The organism is Marinobacter sp., assembly GCF_041595835.1.
Classification (GTDB): domain Bacteria; phylum Pseudomonadota; class Gammaproteobacteria; order Pseudomonadales; family Oleiphilaceae; genus Marinobacter.
Genome location: NZ_JBFHJO010000004.1, coordinates 1 through 18,026 on the forward strand (window position 1 = coordinate 1; position 18,026 = coordinate 18,026).

Genomic DNA, 18,026 nt, shown 5'->3' on the forward strand with positions numbered 1-18,026 from the left:
CTGTAGGCTATGGGGCGAGCACTTCAAAAGGCTGAGAGGCCAGTACATCCAGGCCTTCTTCAGCGCTGATCAGCTCCACTTGGTATTGCCCCGGAGGCCAGCCACGAGGATACCGAAGCCAGCCTGGCGGCCAAAGCACCGAACATTAGTATCTGAATTGTGACTGGCCTTTCGGGGGAGGGGCTAGCAAACTGCGAAATGGAAGTAACGCGGAATAAGCTATATTATATTAGTAACTTTTGTGCACAATGACGAAGCCAAACTAAAATAAGTAAGGTAAAATCTGACAGTTAAAACGGCCACGCCATCATGCACAAACCCACATCTTAATTACACTTTAGGTTCTTAGCTGTATCTCGGACCAATCCGTTGTACGCATATATAGTCCAGTCTACGGTTCCTTTCCCGTTACGTACTTTATCGTTACTTAAGGAACACTTGTCGCTGTAATTTGATGGGCAGCTTGCCACCTGTGCGCATGATGGTTCGTATAGCTTTCTGTCAGAGGGGTATTCGAAATCGTATTTTGCACATAGATCACCAGACTTACAGTAAAGCGTTCCAGTCGTCATAGATTTTTTATACGAGTCTGTATCCTCTTTCGCACACATATCAACAATTGAAGCCATTTGCTCTTTCAGCATAGCCCTGCTCTCAGAATCAAGCTTCGACAACTGCATTTCCAGTGCTGCGCAAGTAGCCGCCAACTCATCCGAAAACGCCTGAGGCGCAAAACATAAAAACAAAGCCAACCCTATTATTTTTTTCATATTCTATCTCTTACGTTTAATAAAAATTTTTCGATTTCTGAATCATCAGCAGCGCCCTGAAACCACTTTACCTCAGGTGTAGATCAGCAACACAAACTGTATTACGGCCACTGTTCTTAGCCCGATAGAGGGCCTGGTCTGCTCTGTTAACCCAGCTGTCCAGAAGGTCACCGCGCGAAACTTCCGCAACACCAAAACTGCAGGTAATCTTCCCGACCCGACCAAAAACCTGTCCAGCAATCGAACGGCGCAGCTTTTCAGCAACTTTTTGCGCTTCTTCGGCATCGCACTGAGGTAGTAAGATGATGAACTCTTCCCCTCCCCAACGAGCCAGAACATCACTGGACCTCAGATTTTGAAGGGTCAACTCAGTGAGTCGGACTAAAACCTCATCCCCACCGTGGTGACCAAAGCGGTCATTGATCTTCTTGAAGTAATCAATATCGAAGATTATCAATGAAAGAGGCGTTCCATGGCGCAGTGTTCGCGCAGCTTCCGCTTCGACTCTCTCTTCAAAATGTCGTCGGTTAAACGCTCCTGTAAGAGGGTCCGTGGTTGCCAGCTTCGTCAACGCCTGACTGGACTTCTGCAACTTCCGGTATGCAAACTTTATTTCAGCAACATAGTTCGAGATCAGGGCGCGACCGACCAATAGAAACACCGCCAGATAAACAGGCAAAAACACGAAGACCAGACCAAGATCTACAACCCTGATTCCGTATGTCCTGTCGACTGTGATCGAGCTTCCCATCAGGAATAATCCTAATCGCACACACTGGACAGCAAGCTGGATTATTAGCAACGTTTTTAGTGGATTAAGAAGCGGCTCGCCCGGGCTTCGCTGAAGGTGCAACACCATCACCTCTGCTAATGCCCAGGCCGCAAGGCAAATCAGCAGTCCCAACATTAAAAGCTGGTGTTCCCACTGTATGTCGAGCAAAGACAGAAGATCCATGCTGAAATTCAGTGCAAGTATCAGTGCGCTCAGAACACCGACCATGCTGAGCGGCAGTCTTGCCCTTTGTAACCAGGGGGTTTGAACCAACTCTCTCACTGATTAGCTCCTGATTTTCTTATGAGGACAGGTTCTACCAGTTCACGCCATTCGTCGGAGCAACCAGGGTAGAGCTGATCACAACGCTCGGCCCATCCTGGAAAAACGGCCTCATTAAAGGCCTGACGCAGCAACTGATAGTCCTGCTCACCCGGTTCAACATCAACCAGGTTATAAGGCGAACCCTCACGACAAGGCTGCCCCGTGTTGCACGCTGAAAACTGTGTATGAAGCCGCTCAACAGATGCCCATATGGAGCCCACATAGGTTTCAAAGGCTTGCCTCAGACTCGCCTGTTGATGACTCGACAAGCGATTCCAGAGATCCAGATTAATGACATAGCCATTGATCCCCATCTGTGTAGGAAGCCGGAAAAAGTGGGTGGAGTACTCAGGCCAACCGGCCGCATTAGCCGAGGCAGCACTACTGATAGCACAATCGACCAGGCCGTTTTGCAAGCCCGTTCGAACGTTTTCAAACGGCATAATGACAGGGGTCGCGCCAAAGTATTCTATGAGAGGCGAAAAAGTTTCATTACCCACTCGCACCCGCAGCCCCTTGAAATCCTGTAGGGACTCAACCGGTGCTCTGCAGAAAAACACCTGAGGGCCAAACGGCCACATACCCAGTAACTTCACATTAAAGCTGTCCTGCAGCCGCCGGTCGAGTGCCGGAGAATAGGCTTGCATCACCGCATAGGCGATCTCAACATCAACAGTTCCGCCAAACAGGTCCACGCCGAGCAGTGCAGGTTCAGCCCAGGCATTCTGCAAAAATCGCAGAGAAACAAGGTCAAGCGCACCATCTCTTAGCATGATTAGCTGGTGAGTATCCTTGACCCCAAGGGCATCAACTGGCGTATAGCTAATTTCAAGCGGCAGGCCGGTCGTTGCAGCAAGGCTCTCAAAAAACGCTTGTTCCTCGATGTAAACTGCACCTGATGCATGCTGCTGACCAACAACCTGAACCGGAATACGGTCATATATTTTCCAGGCAATGGAAAACCCGCCAATCAAAATGATCGCTATTAGAACTCGACCCCACATATGATCAATTTCCTCAAAGTGTGCGCTGACGAATCCTGCTTGCAGCCAACCAGGCGTACAGAATATGAAGGAATGAAGCTCGGAGGGAATATCACAGCCCCGGGCAAGGCGCCCAGGGCTGTTGTACGGCAGTCTTACTTAACTTTCGGATCCAGCTCACCAGACTCGTAGCGCTCGAACATTTGTTCAAGGTTGATCGGTTTGATCTTGCTGGCCTGGCCGGCACAGCCGAAGGCTTCGTAGCGGGCGATACAGATATCGGTCATCGCTACCATGGTGGCCTTGAGGAATTTGCGCGGGTCAAACTCGGCCGGATTCTGGGCCAGGAAGCGGCGCACAGCGCCGGTGCTTGCCAGGCGCAGGTCGGTGTCAATGTTGACCTTGCGCACGCCGTGTTTGATGCCTTCCACGATTTCTTCCACCGGCACACCGTAGGTTTCCGGAATTTCACCACCGAATTCGTTGATGACCTTCAGCCATTCCTGGGGTACGGAGCTGGAGCCGTGCATGACCAGATGGGTGTCTGGGATGCGGGCGTGGATGGCTTTAATCTGGTCGATGGCCAGGATATCGCCCGTTGGCGGACGGGTGAACTTGTAGGCGCCGTGACTGGTGCCGATGGCAATGGCCAGTGCGTCTACATGGGTTTTCTTCACGAAGTCGGCGGCTTCTTCCGGATCAGTCAGCATCTGATCGTGATCCAGGGTGCCTTCAGCACCGATGCCGTCTTCTTCACCGGCCTGGCCGGTTTCGAGAGAGCCAAGGCAACCCAGCTCGCCTTCTACGGAAACGCCACAGGCATGCGCCATGTCTACGGTGCGGCGGGTTACGTCTACGTTGTATTCGTAGCTTGTGGGGGTTTTGCCGTCTTCACCCAGTGAGCCGTCCATCATTACGGAACTGAAGCCAAGCTGAATGGAACGCTGGCAAACCGCAGGGCTGGTGCCGTGATCCTGGTGCATAACCACCGGGATATGCGGCCATTCTTCAATAGCGGCCAGAATCATGTGGCGCAGGAAGGGAGCACCGGCGTATTTACGGGCACCGGCAGAGGCCTGAACAATAACCGGAGAGTCGGTTTTGTCGGCGGCTTCCATGATGGCGCGCATCTGTTCCAGGTTGTTTACGTTAAAGGCTGGCACACCGTAACCATGCTCGGCGGCGTGGTCCAGCATTTGCCGCATCGAAATCAGGGCCATTTGGTTGTCTCCTTGGTTACACAGTAGTTTGAAATCTGGTCTGAATGTTTACGCGCCGCGCTCTTCCAGTGCGGCCACGGCGGGCAGCACTTTACCTTCCACGAATTCGAGGAAGGCGCCACCTCCGGTAGAGATGTACGAAATCTTGTCAGCTATGCCGTATTTGTCAACGGCCGCCACAGTGTCTCCGCCGCCAGCCAGAGAGAAGGCATCGCTTTGGGCAATGGCTTCGGCGAGTGCTTTGGTGCCATTTCCGAACTGGTCGAACTCAAACACGCCTACAGGACCGTTCCATAGGATGGTTTTCGCGTTTTTAAGCAGTTCAGCGAACTGGCCTGCGGTTTCCGGGCCTACGTCCAGAATCATGTCGTCGGCACTGACTTCATCAATTTGCTTGGTTGTCGCGGTCGCGGTTTCGGCGAACTCGCTGGCAACCACAACATCAACCGGCAGTGGGATTTCTACTCGGCTGGCAATGTCTTTAGCTGTGTCGATCAGGTCGTGTTCACACAGGGATTTACCAACCGGGTGGCCAGCGGCCGCCAGGAAGGTATTGGCAATGCCGCCGCCTACGATGATCTGGTCACACACTTTTTCCAGGGCATTGAGTACGTCCAGTTTGGTAGAAACCTTGGAGCCGCCAACGATCGCAACAACCGGCTTGGCCGGGTTATCCAGGGCTTTGCCAAGGGCGTCCAGTTCGGCCGCCAGCAGCGGGCCTGCACAGGCTTCCGGGGCAAAACGTGCTACGCCGTGGGTAGATGCCTGAGCGCGGTGTGCTGTGCCGAAGGCGTCCATCACATAGATGTCGCACAGCGCTGCATATTGCCGGGCCAGTTCTTCGCTGTCTTTCTTTTCGCCTTTGTTGAAGCGAACGTTTTCAAACAGAACCACTTCGCCATCGGCCACATCAACGCCGCCGAGGTAATCTTTAATCAGACGAACTTCCTGACCCAGCAGGCTGGAAAGATGCTCAGCCACCGGCTTCATGGACGCGGCTTCGTCGTACACGCCTTCTTCAGGGCGACCCAGATGGGACATCAGCATAACCTTGGCACCGGCGTCTTTCGCTGCTTTGATGGTGGGCAGAGAGGCGCGAATGCGGGCGTCGCTGGATACCTTGCCGTCTTTTACCGGTACGTTCAGGTCTTCACGAATCAGAACCCGCTTGCCGGCGAGGTTCAGGTCAGTCATTTTTTTGATGGCCATAATCAAGGTCCGTAGTTATGGATTCAATCGTTTAATGTCTAGGCTTTGGTTAGCCACGCCAGGCTAACGTTCAGCATCCGGCTGGCGAAGCCCCATTCGTTATCAAACCAGCACAGCACTTTTACCATGGTGCCGCCGGTCACTCTGGTCTGGCCGCCATCCACCACACCGGAATGGGTATCGTGGTTAAAATCGGAGCTGGCCAGCAGTTCGTCGGTGTAGCCCAGTATGCCTTTGAGCGGCCCTTGGGCGGCGTTTTTCAGAAGCTGGTTTACCGCCGTTACCTCGGTGGTTGTACGCACGTTAACAACCATGTCGATCGCCGATACGTTCAGCGTGGGTACCCGCATCGCAACGGAACTGAACCGGCCTTCCATATGCGGCAACAAACGCTCAATGCCACGCGCCAAACCAGTATCTACCGGCACTATGTTATGCAAAGCACTTCGGGTGCGGCGTAAATCCTGGTGGTGGTATGCATCAATAACAGGCTGATCATTCATTGCGGCGTGGATTGTGGTGGTACTGCCCTGCTCCACTCCGAAAGCGTCGTCCAGCACTTTGATAACCGGTACCAAACAGTTGGTGGTACACGAGCCCGCAGCCACGATGACATCGTCCTGGCTCAAAGTGTAGTCGTTAATGCCAAATACCACGGTTCTGTCTACATCGGCTTCGGCTGGCTGGGAAAATAGCAGGCGCCTGGCGCCCGAAGCTATGTGCTTTTCCGCCGTTGCGCGGTCGGAATAGGCGCCGGAGCATTCCAGCACCAGGTCCACATCCAGCAATCCCCAGGGCAAGTCTTCCGGGTCTGGATGACGCAGTATGCGAATCCAGTCTCCGTTAACCACCAGGTTATTGCCTTCCACCGCCACCTCTCCGTGAAACCGCCCGTGGGTGGAATCGTATTTGGTCAGGTGGGCAATGGTTTCTATATCCGACAACTCATTAATCGCGACCACCTGCAGGTGGTCGCGCAAGCCGTTCTCATACAATGCCCGCAACACGCACTGGCCAATGCGGCCGTACCCGTTGATGGCAATCCGAAAAGGCTTTGAGTTGGTCATCAGGCGTCCAGCAGTTCTGAAGCCACTTCCAGAATATTGTCGACGGTGAAACCGAACTCTTTGAACAGTTCACCCGCCGGCGCAGACTCACCAAAGGTGGTCATGCCGACTATCCGGCCATCCAGGCCAACGTACTTGTACCAGTAGTCAGCAATGCTGGCTTCGATAGCAATACGATTGGTGACTTCCAGCGGCAGTACCTGTTGTTTGTATTCGGCGCTTTGTGCATCGAATACATCGGTAGACGGCATAGAGACTACACGTACCGTTTTACCCTGTTCACGCAGTTTATCCGCAACGTCCTGAGCCAGGCCAACTTCAGAGCCGGTCGCAATCAGGATCAGGTCCGGAGTACCTTCTCCGCCAGACAATACGTATCCTCCCCTGGCAACGTTGGCCAGTTGCTCGGCGTCACGTTGCTGGTGTGGCAGGTTCTGACGGGAGAACACCATGGCGGTTGGGCCGTCGCTGCGTTCCAGCGCATACTTCCAGGCTACCGCAGATTCCACCGAGTCAGCAGGGCGCCAGGTGCTCATGTTCGGTGTGGTACGCAGGCTGGCCAGTTGTTCAACAGGCTGGTGCGTTGGGCCGTCTTCACCCAGCCCGATAGAGTCGTGGGTAAATACAAAGATTGAGCGCTGCTTCATCAGGGCCGCCATGCGCACTGCGTTACGGCAGTATTCCATGAAGATCAGGAAGGTAGCGCCGTAAGGAACAAAACCACCGTGCAGGGCAATGCCGTTCATAATAGCCGCCATGCCGAACTCACGAACACCGTAATGGATGTAGTTACCGGAGGCGTCGTCTTTAGTGATACTTTCACAGCCTGACCAGAGGGTCAGGTTGGAACCGGCAAGATCAGCCGAGCCACCCAGCAGTTCCGGCAGCAGCGGGCCATAAGCATTCAAGGCATTCTGGGAAGCCTTACGGGAGGCGATAGTGACACCTTTATCCTGGCATTCCTGAATATACTCCTGCGCTTTATCAGAGAAGTCATCAGGCAGCTTACCGGCCATGCGGCGTTTGAATTCACGGGCCATTCTCGGGTCAGCTTTTTCATACGCAGCGAAGGTCTCATCCCAGGCGGCTTGCGCAGCTGCGCCTTTCTCTCTGCCATCCCAGGCAGCATAGATTTCAGACGGAATTTCAAACGGACCATACTTCCAGCCCAGCGCTTCACGGGTCAGAGCGATTTCGTCATCACCCAGCGGGGCACCGTGGCAATCTTCTTTACCCTGCTTGTTCGGAGAACCGAAGCCGATGATGGTTTTACAGCAAATCAATGTGGGCTGCCCGGTGTTTTCACGCGCAGCTTCAACGGCCGCACGAATGGCGTCCGCATCATGGCCGTCAACGTTCGGGATAACCTGCCAGCCGTATGATTCAAAACGCTGCGGAGTATTGTCGGTGAACCAGCCTTCTACTTCGCCATCAATGGAAATGCCGTTGTCGTCGTAGAAAAACACCAGCTTGCCCAGGCCCAAAGTACCGGCCAAAGACGCCACTTCGTGAGAGATGCCTTCCATCAGGCAGCCGTCACCCAGGAATGCGTAGGTGTAATGATCAACAATTTCCAGGCCTGGACGGTTGAACTCAGCCGCCAGCGCTTTTTCTGCCAGCGCAAAACCGACGGCGTTCGCAATACCCTGCCCCAGCGGGCCCGTGGTGGTTTCAACGCCAGGGGTGTAACCATATTCAGGATGCCCCGGAGTTTTCGAGTGCAGCTGACGGAAGTTTTTGATGTCATCAATTGAAACGTCGTACCCGCTCAGGTGCAGCAGCGAATACTGCAGCATGGAGCCGTGGCCGTTAGACAGAACGAAACGATCGCGATTGGCCCATTGCGGATTGGCTGGGTTGTGGCTCAGGTAATCGTTCCACAGCACCTCGGCGATATCCGCCATCCCCATGGGCGCTCCCGGGTGGCCGGATTTGGCTTTTTGAACCGCATCCATGCTCAGCGCGCGAATGGCGTTGGCGAGATCTTTACGAGACGGCATTGACAATTCTCCAGTGTTTTTCAGGAAAAGACTTCAAGCTGCAAAAACTGCTCAAAAAGAAGGCGCGTATTTTCGCCGATTAGGGCACGCGGGGGCAAATTTCACAGAACATTAAATCTATATCAAAAAATTTTGATATTGCTATTGATCGAGGAAAAGAACCTCCTTACACTTGCTGCTCATGACATCACTCAACGCTCACACACCCGAAACGTCCTCCGTAGACGTACTGGCACCGATCTTCAAAGCAAGCGGTGATCCGCTGCGCCTGGAGATTCTGAGGGTACTGCGCAGGGACACCTTTGGCGTACTTGAGCTGAGCCAGTTGTTTGATATGCGCCAGTCCGGCATGAGTCATCACCTGAAAGTGATGCACAAAGCCGGTTTGCTGGAGCCCCAGCGGGAAGGCAATGCGATTTTTTACCGCCGCCCGCTGCATCTGGATAGCGTAAAACTGGCCGACCAGGCTATTCGGCAAATCTTTGAAACAGTCGACCGCATTCCTTTGCCTTCGGTGCTTGAAGAAAAGATTGAAGCCATCCGGGAACAAAGAGCTGAACAGTCTCAGGCGTTTTTCTCCCGCCACTCGGAACAGTTCCGGGAGCAGCAAGAACTGATCGCAGCCTTTGATTTGTATGCAGAACCCACTGCCGAGCTGATCCGCAAGCGGGTTAATCAGCAGAACTGGCGCAGCGTGCTGGAAATCGGCCCGGGTGAAGGCGGTTTTTTACCGGTGCTGTCTGAACTCTTTGACCATGTGGTTGGTCTGGACAACAGCAAAGACATGCTCGCCAAAGCTACCCGAACCTGTATTGACGAACGGTTGAATAACGTGGACCTCATCGAAGGGGTAACCGACACCGTACTGGCCAGTGGCGACGCTTTTGACCTGATTGTGGCCAACATGGTGCTACACCATGTGCCCAGCCCAGCCGACATATTTCTGGATGCCGCCGCGCTGATGAACAGCGGTGGATGCTTCATCGTCAGCGACCTGTGCAGCCATGATCAGGACTGGGCCAAAACAAACTGCGGTGACCTTTGGCTGGGCTTTGAGCCGGAAGAATTGACGGCCTGGGCGGCCGATGCGGGCCTTAACGCTGGTGAGCAGCTGTTTATCGGGCTGAGAAATGGCTTCCAGATACAGGTTCGAGAGTTCTGGAAGACGACAAAATCTGCCCGAAAAGCACTTGCGTCACGGAATATCTAAAAACTTTGATATACAAATAGGTGTAAATACCTACACCCTTAAAACACAACAAACATCTGGCGAATCTTCCCGACAACGCCGGTACGAACATGAAAACGCTCACAGAGGGGCACACGTATGTCTGACTACAACATTTTTACTTCCGAATCGGTCTCTGAAGGCCATCCGGATAAACTGGCTGACCAGATCTCTGATGCGGTACTCGATGCCATTCTGACCGACGACCCACACGCCCGTGTTGCCTGTGAAACCATGGTAAAAACCGGCGTGGCCATTGTTGGCGGTGAAATCACCACCAACGCCTGGGTCGACCTCGAAGACCTGGTTCGTGGCGTGATCAAAGACATCGGCTACACCTCGTCAGACGTAGGCTTCGACGGCGATACCTGCGGCGTGATCAACATCATTGGTAAACAGTCTGTCGATATCGCCCAGGGCGTTGACCGCCAGAAGCCAGAAGATCAGGGCGCGGGCGACCAGGGCCTGATGTTCGGCTACGCCAGCAACGAAACCGAAGTACTGATGCCGGCCCCCATCACATTCTCCCACCGTTTGGTACAGCGCCAGGCCGAAGCCCGTAAAAGTGGCCTTCTTCCCTGGCTGCGCCCGGACGCCAAGAGCCAGGTAACCTGCCGCTACGAAAACGGCAAGGTTGTTGGTATCGACGCAGTCGTTCTGTCTACCCAGCACGACCCGGAAGTCAGTCAGGCTGACCTGAAAGAAGCGGTGATGGAACTGATCGTCAAGCACACTCTGCCTGCTGAACTGCTGCACAAAGACACTGAGTTCCACATCAACCCAACCGGCAAGTTTGTGATTGGTGGCCCTGTGGGCGACTGCGGCCTGACCGGCCGTAAAATCATCGTAGACACCTACGGCGGCATGGCTCGCCATGGTGGCGGTGCCTTCTCCGGCAAAGACCCCTCAAAGGTTGACCGTTCTGCGGCCTACGCGGGCCGTTACGTTGCCAAAAACATTGTTGCTGCCGGCCTGGCTGAGAAATGTGAGATTCAGGTGTCCTACGCCATCGGTGTGGCACAACCAACCTCCATCTCTCTGAATACCTTTGGTACCGGCAAAATCAGCGATGACAAAATCATTGATCTGGTACGCGCGCACTTCGACCTGCGCCCGTACGCGATCACCAACATGCTTGACCTGCTGCACCCGATGTACCGTGCAACGGCAGCCTATGGCCACTTTGGCCGTGACCCATACGAAATGACCTCAGGCGGCAAAACCTTCACCGCCTTCCCGTGGGAAAAAACCGACCGGGCTGCCGCACTGAAAGACGCCGCGGGTATCTAATTAATTGCCTGGCGCATGAATATCCTCATGTGCCAAAACAGAACTAACCGGAGAATATCAATGAGCAACTTCGACGACTACAAAGTCCGCGACATCACCCTCGCCGACTGGGGCCGCAAGGAAATCAAAATCGCCGAAGGCGAAATGCCAGCCCTCATGAAGCTGCGCGAAAAGTACAAAGCAGAGCAGCCGCTGAAAGGTGCCAACATCATGGGCTGCATCCACATGACTATCCAGACCGCCGTACTGATCGAAACACTGATTGAACTGGGCGCAAACGTACGCTGGTCATCGTGCAACATCTTCTCCACCCAGGATCAGGCCGCAGCCGCCATCGCGGCTCAGGGTATTCCTGTGTTCGCATGGAAAGGTGAAACCGACGAAGAATACGAGTGGTGCCTGCACAAAACCGTCGGTGCAGACGTAGACGGCTGGGAACCCAACATGGTTCTGGACGACGGTGGCGATCTGACCGAACTGTTGCACAAAGAGTACCCACAGATCATCGCAAACTGCCACGGCGTGACCGAGGAAACCACCACGGGTGTGCACCGTCTCCAGGAAATGCTGCGTGATGGCACCCTGAAAATTCCGGCCATCAACGTGAATGATTCGGTTACCAAGTCTAAAAATGACAACAAGTACGGCTGTCGCCACAGTCTGAACGACGCCATCAAGCGCGCCACCGACCACTTGCTGTCTGGTAAAAAAGCGCTGGTTATCGGCTACGGCGACGTAGGTAAAGGCTCTGCCCTGTCTCTGCGCCAGGAAGGCATGATCGTAAAAGTAAGCGAAGCCGATCCAATCTGCGCCATGCAGGCCTGCATGGACGGCTTTGAAGTGGTTTCTCCATACATCAACGGCGTCAACACTGGCACCGACGAAGGCATTAACACTGAACTGCTCGGTACCACCGATCTGCTGGTCACCACCACCGGTAACGTGAATGTGTGTGATGCCAACATGCTGAAAGCCATCAAGAGCGGCGCAGTGGTTTGTAACATCGGCCACTTCGATAATGAAATCGACACCGCCTACATGCGCAAAAACTGGGAATGGGACGAGGTTAAACCGCAGGTACACCTGATTTACCGCGACAAAGCCACTAATGACCATCTTATTCTGCTGTCTGAAGGCCGTCTGGTGAACCTGGGCAATGCAACTGGCCATCCGTCACGAATCATGGACGGCTCCTTCGCTAACCAGGTGCTGGCTCAAATGCACCTGTTCGAGCGCAAGTTTGCTGACCTGCCAGAAGACGCCCGGGCCAAAGGCGTATACGTTCAGGTTCTGCCCAAGCAACTGGACGAAGAAGTGGCCCGCGCCATGGTTGAAGGCTTCGGCGGCGTAATCACCAAAATGACTCCGGATCAGGCCAAGTACATCGGTGTGCCGGTAGAAGGCCCATACAAGCCGGAAACTTACAGGTACTAAGCGGACAGAATCATGGAATCCCAGAAGCAATTCAAACGTCGCTTCAGCTTTGAGTTTTTCCCGCCAAAAACAGATGCGGGTAAAGAAAAACTCCAGGTTGTACGCGATCAGCTCGCCGAGGTGAACCCGGATTTTTTCTCGGTCACATTCGGTGCAGGCGGCTCAACCCGCGACCGCACGATTGAAACCGTGCTGAACCTGCATAAGCAGGGTATTTCCACAGCACCACACCTGTCCTGCGTGGGTGGCACCCGCGCAGAAATCAGCGAGCTGCTGGATCTGTATAAAGAGAACGGCATCAACCGGATCGTCGCACTTCGCGGCGACCTGCCCTCGGGTATGGGAGCTTCCGGTGAGTTGCGTTACGCCAACGAGCTGGTGGCATTCATCAGGGAGCACAGTGGTGATCATTTCAACCTCGAAGTGGCCGCTTACCCCGAGTTTCACCCGCAGGCCCGCAGCGCGGAAGATGACCTGAAGAACTTTGCCCGCAAGGTACAGGCTGGCGCCAACAGCGCCATCACTCAGTATTTCTTTAATGCGGACAGCTACTTCTACTTCATTGACCGCTTGGAAAAGATGGGCATTACCATTCCGGTGGTACCCGGCATTATGCCCATCGTCAACTTCTCCAGCCTGGTGCGTTTCTCCGATATGTGCGGTGCAGAAATCCCCCGCTGGATTCGCAAACAGCTGGAAGCCTATGGCGATGACAGTGTCAGCATCCGGAAATTCGGCGAAGAAGTTGTGACTCGTATGTGTGAAGAGCTGCTCCAGGCGGGCGCGCCGGGGCTGCACTTCTACACGCTGAACCAGACTGAACCCAGCCTTTCCATCTGGAAAAATCTGGGCATTACTGACCGGGAAAAGATTGCCTTCTGATTCTTCCCCAATTCCCCCTTTCCTGCTCAGGGAGAGGGGGCCTTCCCTCCCCAGCACATCGAAACGCCCTGATCACCTGAAACTCTTAGCTTTTTAGTCTAGAGTGTATCTGATGCATTCCCATCACTGCTCCCCACGATGCACAGTCAAAACCCTGTGTGATCGCGGTCTGTCTTATCGGGCAGAAGGAGCCATAACAAGAGCTAGGAGAAAGCATGAACACCAAATGGCTGAAAACACTGGGCGCAGGTCTTGCACTATCCATTGCCGCTACATCTGTAAGTGCGGAAACCCTTCGGGTGGTCACAGACCCCAGTTTCGTTCCATTTGAAATGATGGATCAGGAAACCGGCGAAATGATCGGTTTTGATATGGAAGTCATTGCAGCCGTCGCCGAACGCGCAGGCTTTGACTACGACCTGAATACCATGGATTTCAACGGCATTATTCCCGCCCTGCAAACCGGCAACGTGGATATCGCTATCGCCGGGATCACCATCACCGAAGAGCGTGGTCAGATCGTCGATTTCTCCGACCCGTATTATGACTCTGGTCTGCGCATTCTGGTGAGAGTCGGTGACGACACTAAAGAACTGTCTGACCTTGAAGGCAAAAAAATCGGCACCAAAATTGGCAGCACCAGCTACGACCACCTGATGAAAGCTCTCGATAAAAACGATGGCGTAACTCCTTACCCGGGCAGCTCCGACATGTATATGGCTCTGATGTCCCGCGCCATTGATGCAGTCTTCTACGATGCGCCGAACGTCGGTTACTTTGCCAGCACTAAGGGCAAAGGCAAGGTCATGGCTGTTGGCCCGCTGTACGAAGGTCAGCAGTATGGTATTGCGCTGAAGAAAGGCAGCAAGTGGGTTGGCCCGGTCAACAAAGCACTGGCTGAAATCAAAGAAGACGGCACCTACAAAACCATTTATGAAAAATGGTTTGGCCCAATGCCTGAAGACAAATAAACCTCCACTCGTTCCGGTCAGGGTGTACAACACCCTGACCGGTTCCTCCCAACCCAACGGAGAATCACACTGTGGAATTCCAGTTTCAGTTTGACTGGCAGGCAGCTATTAATGCCATCCCCTATCTCGCCAAGGGGATTCCCTACACTCTGATGATTTCATTCGGTGGCCTTGCCATCGGTTTTGCACTGGGCATACTGTTTGGTTTGCTCAGCATCAACAAAAAATGGTTTCTGCGCTGGCCGGCCACCGCTTACATCGAAATATTTCGCGGTACGCCTATTCTGGTTCAGGTACTGTTCATCTTCTACGGCCTGCCCGACCTGGTCGGCGGCCCGATTGACCCACTGGTAGCAGGTATTGCCGCCATTGCACTGAACTCTGGCGCCTACATTTCAGAAGTCGTCCGGGGCGGCGTTCAATCCATTGCTAAAGGCCAAAGCGAAGCGGGCCTGTCCTTGGGCTTGTCTCGCACTCAGACGTTCTGGTCGATCATCTGGCCCCAGGCTTTCCGGCGTATGATTCCGCCACTAGGCAATCAGGCCATCGTCAGTATCAAAGATACCTCCCTGTTCTCGGTTATCGGCGTAGGTGAACTGGTTCGTCAGGGCCAGGTTTACATTGCCAACACCTTCACCGCGTTTGAGGTGTATTTTGTGGTGGCTCTTATGTATCTGGCGATTACCTTGTCCTTGTCCCTGATTCTGCGGCTGCTCGAACGCCGTGGCATTGCATCGATCTGAAGGAACCCGAACTATGACTCAGATTGTAAACATGAAGGGCATGAACAAGTATTACGGTAAGCTGCATGTCCTTAAAGATATTGATTTGTCTGTAGAACAAGGCGAAGTGGTGGTGATCATCGGTGCCAGTGGCTCTGGCAAGTCCACTCTGATTCGCTGTGTAAACGGCCTGGAAGAATATGAATCCGGCACCTTGAAAGTGGATAGCCATATACTGGCTCCCAAAGGTGGCAACCAGAAAACGCTCTCAGAAATCCGTAAAGAAGTGGGCATGGTGTTCCAGTCTTTCAATCTGTTCCCTCACCTCACGGTGAGAAAGAACATCATGTTGGCCCCCATGAAAGTAAAAAACACACCGGAAGTGGTGGCGAATGCAACAGCTGAAAGACTGCTGGAGCGTGTAGGCATTGGCGATCAGGCCGACAAATACCCCAACCAGTTGTCTGGCGGCCAGCAACAGCGGGTAGCCATCGCCCGCGCCCTGGCCATGGAACCCAGGCTGATGCTGTTCGATGAGCCCACCTCAGCCCTGGACCCGGAAATGATCGGTGAGGTACTGGACGTCATGCGGGAGCTGGCCAAAGAAGGCATGACCATGATGGTGGTTACCCACGAAATGGGCTTCGCCCGGGAAGTGGCCGACCGGGTGATCTACATTCATGAAGGGCAAATTGTGGAAGAAGGCAAACCGGCCGATGTGTTCGATAACCCCCAGAACGAACGCACTCAGGCGTTTTTGTCCCGGGTATTGTCTCACTAGAAAACAGGCATTGCGCCTTGCCTGCCGCGTTTCAGCGCCTCGGCTTCGGTAATCCTGGTGGATTTATCGAGGCCGGGGAACACGCTCACCTCATGCTTGTCTCTGGTCAGTCCCGGCACTCACTTTCTGAAAAAGTCGGGCCACCGGGGTTCAGTGAGATAAACTGAAAGCATTCACACGAAGAGGACGTGTTCGACCATGACATTGCCAACCCAAGACAATCATTCGTCCAGCCACCCACCCGAATCGTTGCAAAGTCCTTTAACACTGCTCCGAACGCCAAGGCTGGACAGCGGAGATCCAGAGCAAAAACGCGAAGAAATTGCGCTCTACTTCGCCAACACCTTTGACACCTACACGCGGCTTTTTAATTGTCTGGCCGATGACTCCGGGTATTATCAGAAATCTATTCCGCTGAGGCATCCCCTGATTTTTTATCTCGGCCATACCGCGACATTTTTCGTCAACAAACTGATATTAGCCAAACTCTTGTCCGAGCGCGTTGACCCGCACATGGAATCCACTTTTGCCGTGGGCGTGGACGAAATGAGCTGGGACGACCTGAACGACGACCACTACGACTGGCCCAGCGTGCCGGATGTCATGGACTACCGCGCCAAAGTACGCGCCCAGGTACTCAGGCTGATCGAAACACTGCCCCTGAATCTGCCTGTTAACTGGGAAAGCCCGTGGTGGCCCATCATGATGGGCATTGAGCACGAGCGCATTCATCTCGAAACATCGTCAGTACTCATCCGCCAGCATGATCTGACAAAGGTTCAGCCTCAGCCGGAGTGGGCTCCGATTCGTGAGACCGGGGATGCGCCAGCAAATGAGCTGATCACTGTACCTGAAGGGACCGTCAGTCTGGGAAAACCCTACGATGATGCCTACTACGGATGGGACAATGAATACGGCCAACACCAGGCCAGAGTAAAGGAATTCAAAGCCAGCCAGTATCTGGTCAGCAATCAGGAATTTCTGGAATTTGTCGAAGCAGGCGGTTATGAAAAAGATTGCTACTGGAGCGACGAGGGCCTGTCCTGGCGGAAATTTGCAAATGCCAAACACCCAACCTTCTGGCGCTGGCATAACGGCTGGCACCTGCGTCTGATGACAGAAGAAGTTGAAATGCCCTGGGACTGGCCGGTTGAGGTGAATTACCTTGAGGCTAAGGCTTTCTGCGAATGGAAGAAGGAGCAATCCGGCCAACCTATTCGCATGCCCACAGAAGACGAGTGGTATCGGCTCTGTTCTGCCGCAGGCATAGAAGAAGTCGGTCACCAGAAAGCCAACGCCAACCTGCACCTGGATCACGGTGCGTCGTCTTGCCCGGTCAGCCGCTTCCGCCACGGTGACTGGTTTGATGTGGTGGGTAACGTCTGGCAGTGGACCGAAACGCCCATTTATCCATTCAACAATTTCAAGGTTCACCCCTTGTACGATGATTTCACCACCCCCACCTTTGATGGTCAGCACAACCTGATCAAGGGCGGCTCCTGGGTTTCCTGCGGCAATGAAACACGCCTGTCTGCCCGTTATGCGTTCAGGCGTCATTTTTTCCAACATGCGGGCTTCCGCTATGTTGCGTCAGAGTCCGAGGCCGTGCAGCCCAATGCTTACTATGAGAGCGACCGGTTACTGGCCGAATACGCTGAATTCCACTTCGGCGACACCTGGTACGGTGTAGAGAACTTTCCGAAAGCTTTGGCTGAACGGGCGCTGGCATCTATGGCTGGCAAGCCGGCCGGCAAAGCGCTGGATCTGGGGTGCGCCTGTGGCCGTTCCAGCTTTGAACTGGCGAGGCATTTTGATGAAGTGGAAGGCGTAGACTTCTCAGCAAACTTTATTCGCCTGGGCGTGGAGATGGCGGAGCAAGGCTCCGTTCGCTACGCGCTGACGGAAGAAGGCGATCTGGTCAGCTATCACACCCGCTCCCTGAAGGAATCGGGGCTGGAAGACACCGCAGACAAAGTGTCTTTCTATCAAGGCGATGCCTGCAATCTCAAGCCCCAGTTCACCGGGTACGATCTGGTCCTGGCCGCGAACCTGATCGACAGGCTCTATAAACCAAAACTTTTCCTGAACAGCATCCACGAGCGCATAAATGACGGCGGCATTCTGATCATTGCCTCGCCCTATACCTGGATGGAGGAACACACACCAAAAGAAGAATGGATCGGGGGCTTCAAAAAAGATGGTGAAAACTACACGACACTGGACGGCCTGAAGGACATTCTTGGCCGACACTTCCGACTGGTGAAAACGCCGGAAAAAGTGCCGTTCGTAATCCGGGAAACCCAGCACAAATTCCAGCATACTCTGTCGGAAGTGACTATCTGGGAACGGCAACCCCGCTCATCAGACTGAGCC

Annotated in this window: 14 protein-coding genes; 8 read left to right on the forward strand and 6 right to left on the reverse strand. The window is 53.9% G+C overall.

Annotated features, from left to right (window positions below):
* Positions 1-837 precede the first annotated feature (837 nt).
* From ABYA77_RS02720 to tkt, 6 genes are all read right to left on the reverse strand, one after another.
* Positions 838-1,824 carry a diguanylate cyclase gene (locus ABYA77_RS02720; protein WP_372964407.1) on the reverse strand — a complete coding sequence of 329 codons (987 nt, stop codon included), beginning with the start codon at positions 1,822-1,824 and terminating at the stop codon, positions 838-840.
* On the reverse strand, positions 1,821-2,870 hold the full coding sequence (gene dctP / locus ABYA77_RS02725) for a TRAP transporter substrate-binding protein DctP (RefSeq protein WP_372964408.1): 1,050 nt from the start codon (positions 2,868-2,870) through the stop codon (positions 1,821-1,823). The genes ABYA77_RS02720 and dctP overlap by 4 nt, the downstream gene beginning before the upstream one ends.
* Positions 2,871-3,004: 134 nt before the next feature.
* Positions 3,005-4,069 (reverse strand): class II fructose-bisphosphate aldolase, encoded by a 1,065-nt coding sequence (gene fba, locus ABYA77_RS02730; protein WP_372964409.1) that lies wholly within the window; start codon positions 4,067-4,069, stop codon positions 3,005-3,007.
* A 48-nt stretch (positions 4,070-4,117) separates the two neighbouring features.
* Positions 4,118-5,278 carry a phosphoglycerate kinase gene (locus ABYA77_RS02735; protein ID WP_372964410.1) on the reverse strand — a complete coding sequence of 387 codons (1,161 nt, stop codon included), beginning with the start codon at positions 5,276-5,278 and terminating at the stop codon, positions 4,118-4,120.
* A gap of 38 nt (positions 5,279-5,316) precedes the next feature.
* Entirely contained in the window at positions 5,317-6,345 is a 1,029-nt protein-coding gene (locus tag ABYA77_RS02740; RefSeq protein WP_372964411.1) for a type I glyceraldehyde-3-phosphate dehydrogenase, read from the reverse strand.
* Positions 6,345-8,345 (reverse strand): transketolase, encoded by a 2,001-nt coding sequence (gene tkt / locus ABYA77_RS02745; protein WP_372964412.1) that lies wholly within the window; start codon positions 8,343-8,345, stop codon positions 6,345-6,347. The genes ABYA77_RS02740 and tkt overlap by 1 nt, the downstream gene beginning before the upstream one ends.
* A 181-nt stretch (positions 8,346-8,526) precedes the next feature.
* On the opposite strand from tkt, the gene ABYA77_RS02750 reads away from it, so the two are divergent.
* From ABYA77_RS02750 to ovoA, 8 genes are all read left to right on the forward strand, one after another.
* The gene (locus tag ABYA77_RS02750; protein WP_372964413.1) at positions 8,527-9,555 is read left to right on the forward strand and encodes a metalloregulator ArsR/SmtB family transcription factor; all 1,029 of its coding nucleotides are present in this window, start codon (positions 8,527-8,529) and stop codon (positions 9,553-9,555) included.
* 117 nt (positions 9,556-9,672) lie between these two features.
* Positions 9,673-10,863, forward strand: coding sequence for a methionine adenosyltransferase (metK, locus tag ABYA77_RS02755; RefSeq protein WP_372964414.1), 1,191 nt, complete (start codon positions 9,673-9,675; stop codon positions 10,861-10,863).
* Positions 10,864-10,923: 60 nt separating this feature from the next.
* The gene (gene ahcY / locus ABYA77_RS02760) at positions 10,924-12,297 is read left to right on the forward strand and encodes an adenosylhomocysteinase (protein WP_372964415.1); all 1,374 of its coding nucleotides are present in this window, start codon (positions 10,924-10,926) and stop codon (positions 12,295-12,297) included.
* Between the two features lie 12 nt (positions 12,298-12,309).
* A complete protein-coding gene (gene metF, locus ABYA77_RS02765; protein ID WP_372964416.1) occupies positions 12,310-13,179 on the forward strand; it encodes a methylenetetrahydrofolate reductase [NAD(P)H] in 870 nt (289 codons plus the stop codon).
* A 215-nt stretch (positions 13,180-13,394) separates the two neighbouring features.
* Positions 13,395-14,150, forward strand: coding sequence for a transporter substrate-binding domain-containing protein (locus ABYA77_RS02770; RefSeq protein ID WP_372964417.1), 756 nt, complete (start codon positions 13,395-13,397; stop codon positions 14,148-14,150).
* Between the two features lie 71 nt (positions 14,151-14,221).
* Positions 14,222-14,893, forward strand: a complete 672-nt coding sequence (locus ABYA77_RS02775) for an amino acid ABC transporter permease (protein ID WP_372964418.1) — start codon at positions 14,222-14,224, stop codon at positions 14,891-14,893.
* 13 nt (positions 14,894-14,906) lie between these two features.
* Entirely contained in the window at positions 14,907-15,653 is a 747-nt protein-coding gene (locus ABYA77_RS02780) for an amino acid ABC transporter ATP-binding protein (RefSeq protein ID WP_372964419.1), read from the forward strand.
* Between the two features lie 198 nt (positions 15,654-15,851).
* The gene (gene ovoA / locus ABYA77_RS02785) at positions 15,852-18,023 is read left to right on the forward strand and encodes a 5-histidylcysteine sulfoxide synthase (RefSeq protein WP_372964420.1); all 2,172 of its coding nucleotides are present in this window, start codon (positions 15,852-15,854) and stop codon (positions 18,021-18,023) included.
* The last annotated feature ends 3 nt before the right edge of the window (positions 18,024-18,026 follow it).

Bases quoted from the DNA above. Each gene is read 5' to 3' on its own strand.
- ahcY (WP_372964415.1), top strand. From the start codon at position 10,924: ATGAGCAACTTCGACGACTACAAAGTCCGCGACATCACCCTCGCCGAC.
- ABYA77_RS02770 (WP_372964417.1), top strand. From the start codon at position 13,395: ATGAACACCAAATGGCTGAAAACACTGGGCGCAGGTCTTGCACTATCC.
- metK (WP_372964414.1), top strand. From the start codon at position 9,673: ATGTCTGACTACAACATTTTTACTTCCGAATCGGTCTCTGAAGGCCAT.
- tkt (WP_372964412.1), bottom strand. From the start codon at position 8,345: ATGCCGTCTCGTAAAGATCTCGCCAACGCCATTCGCGCGCTGAGCATG.
- metF (WP_372964416.1), top strand. From the start codon at position 12,310: ATGGAATCCCAGAAGCAATTCAAACGTCGCTTCAGCTTTGAGTTTTTC.
- ABYA77_RS02780 (WP_372964419.1), top strand. From the start codon at position 14,907: ATGACTCAGATTGTAAACATGAAGGGCATGAACAAGTATTACGGTAAG.
- ABYA77_RS02735 (WP_372964410.1), bottom strand. From the start codon at position 5,278: ATGGCCATCAAAAAAATGACTGACCTGAACCTCGCCGGCAAGCGGGTT.
- ovoA (WP_372964420.1), top strand. From the start codon at position 15,852: ATGACATTGCCAACCCAAGACAATCATTCGTCCAGCCACCCACCCGAA.
- fba (WP_372964409.1), bottom strand. From the start codon at position 4,069: ATGGCCCTGATTTCGATGCGGCAAATGCTGGACCACGCCGCCGAGCAT.
- dctP (WP_372964408.1), bottom strand. From the start codon at position 2,870: ATGTGGGGTCGAGTTCTAATAGCGATCATTTTGATTGGCGGGTTTTCC.
- ABYA77_RS02750 (WP_372964413.1), top strand. From the start codon at position 8,527: ATGACATCACTCAACGCTCACACACCCGAAACGTCCTCCGTAGACGTA.
- ABYA77_RS02740 (WP_372964411.1), bottom strand. From the start codon at position 6,345: ATGACCAACTCAAAGCCTTTTCGGATTGCCATCAACGGGTACGGCCGC.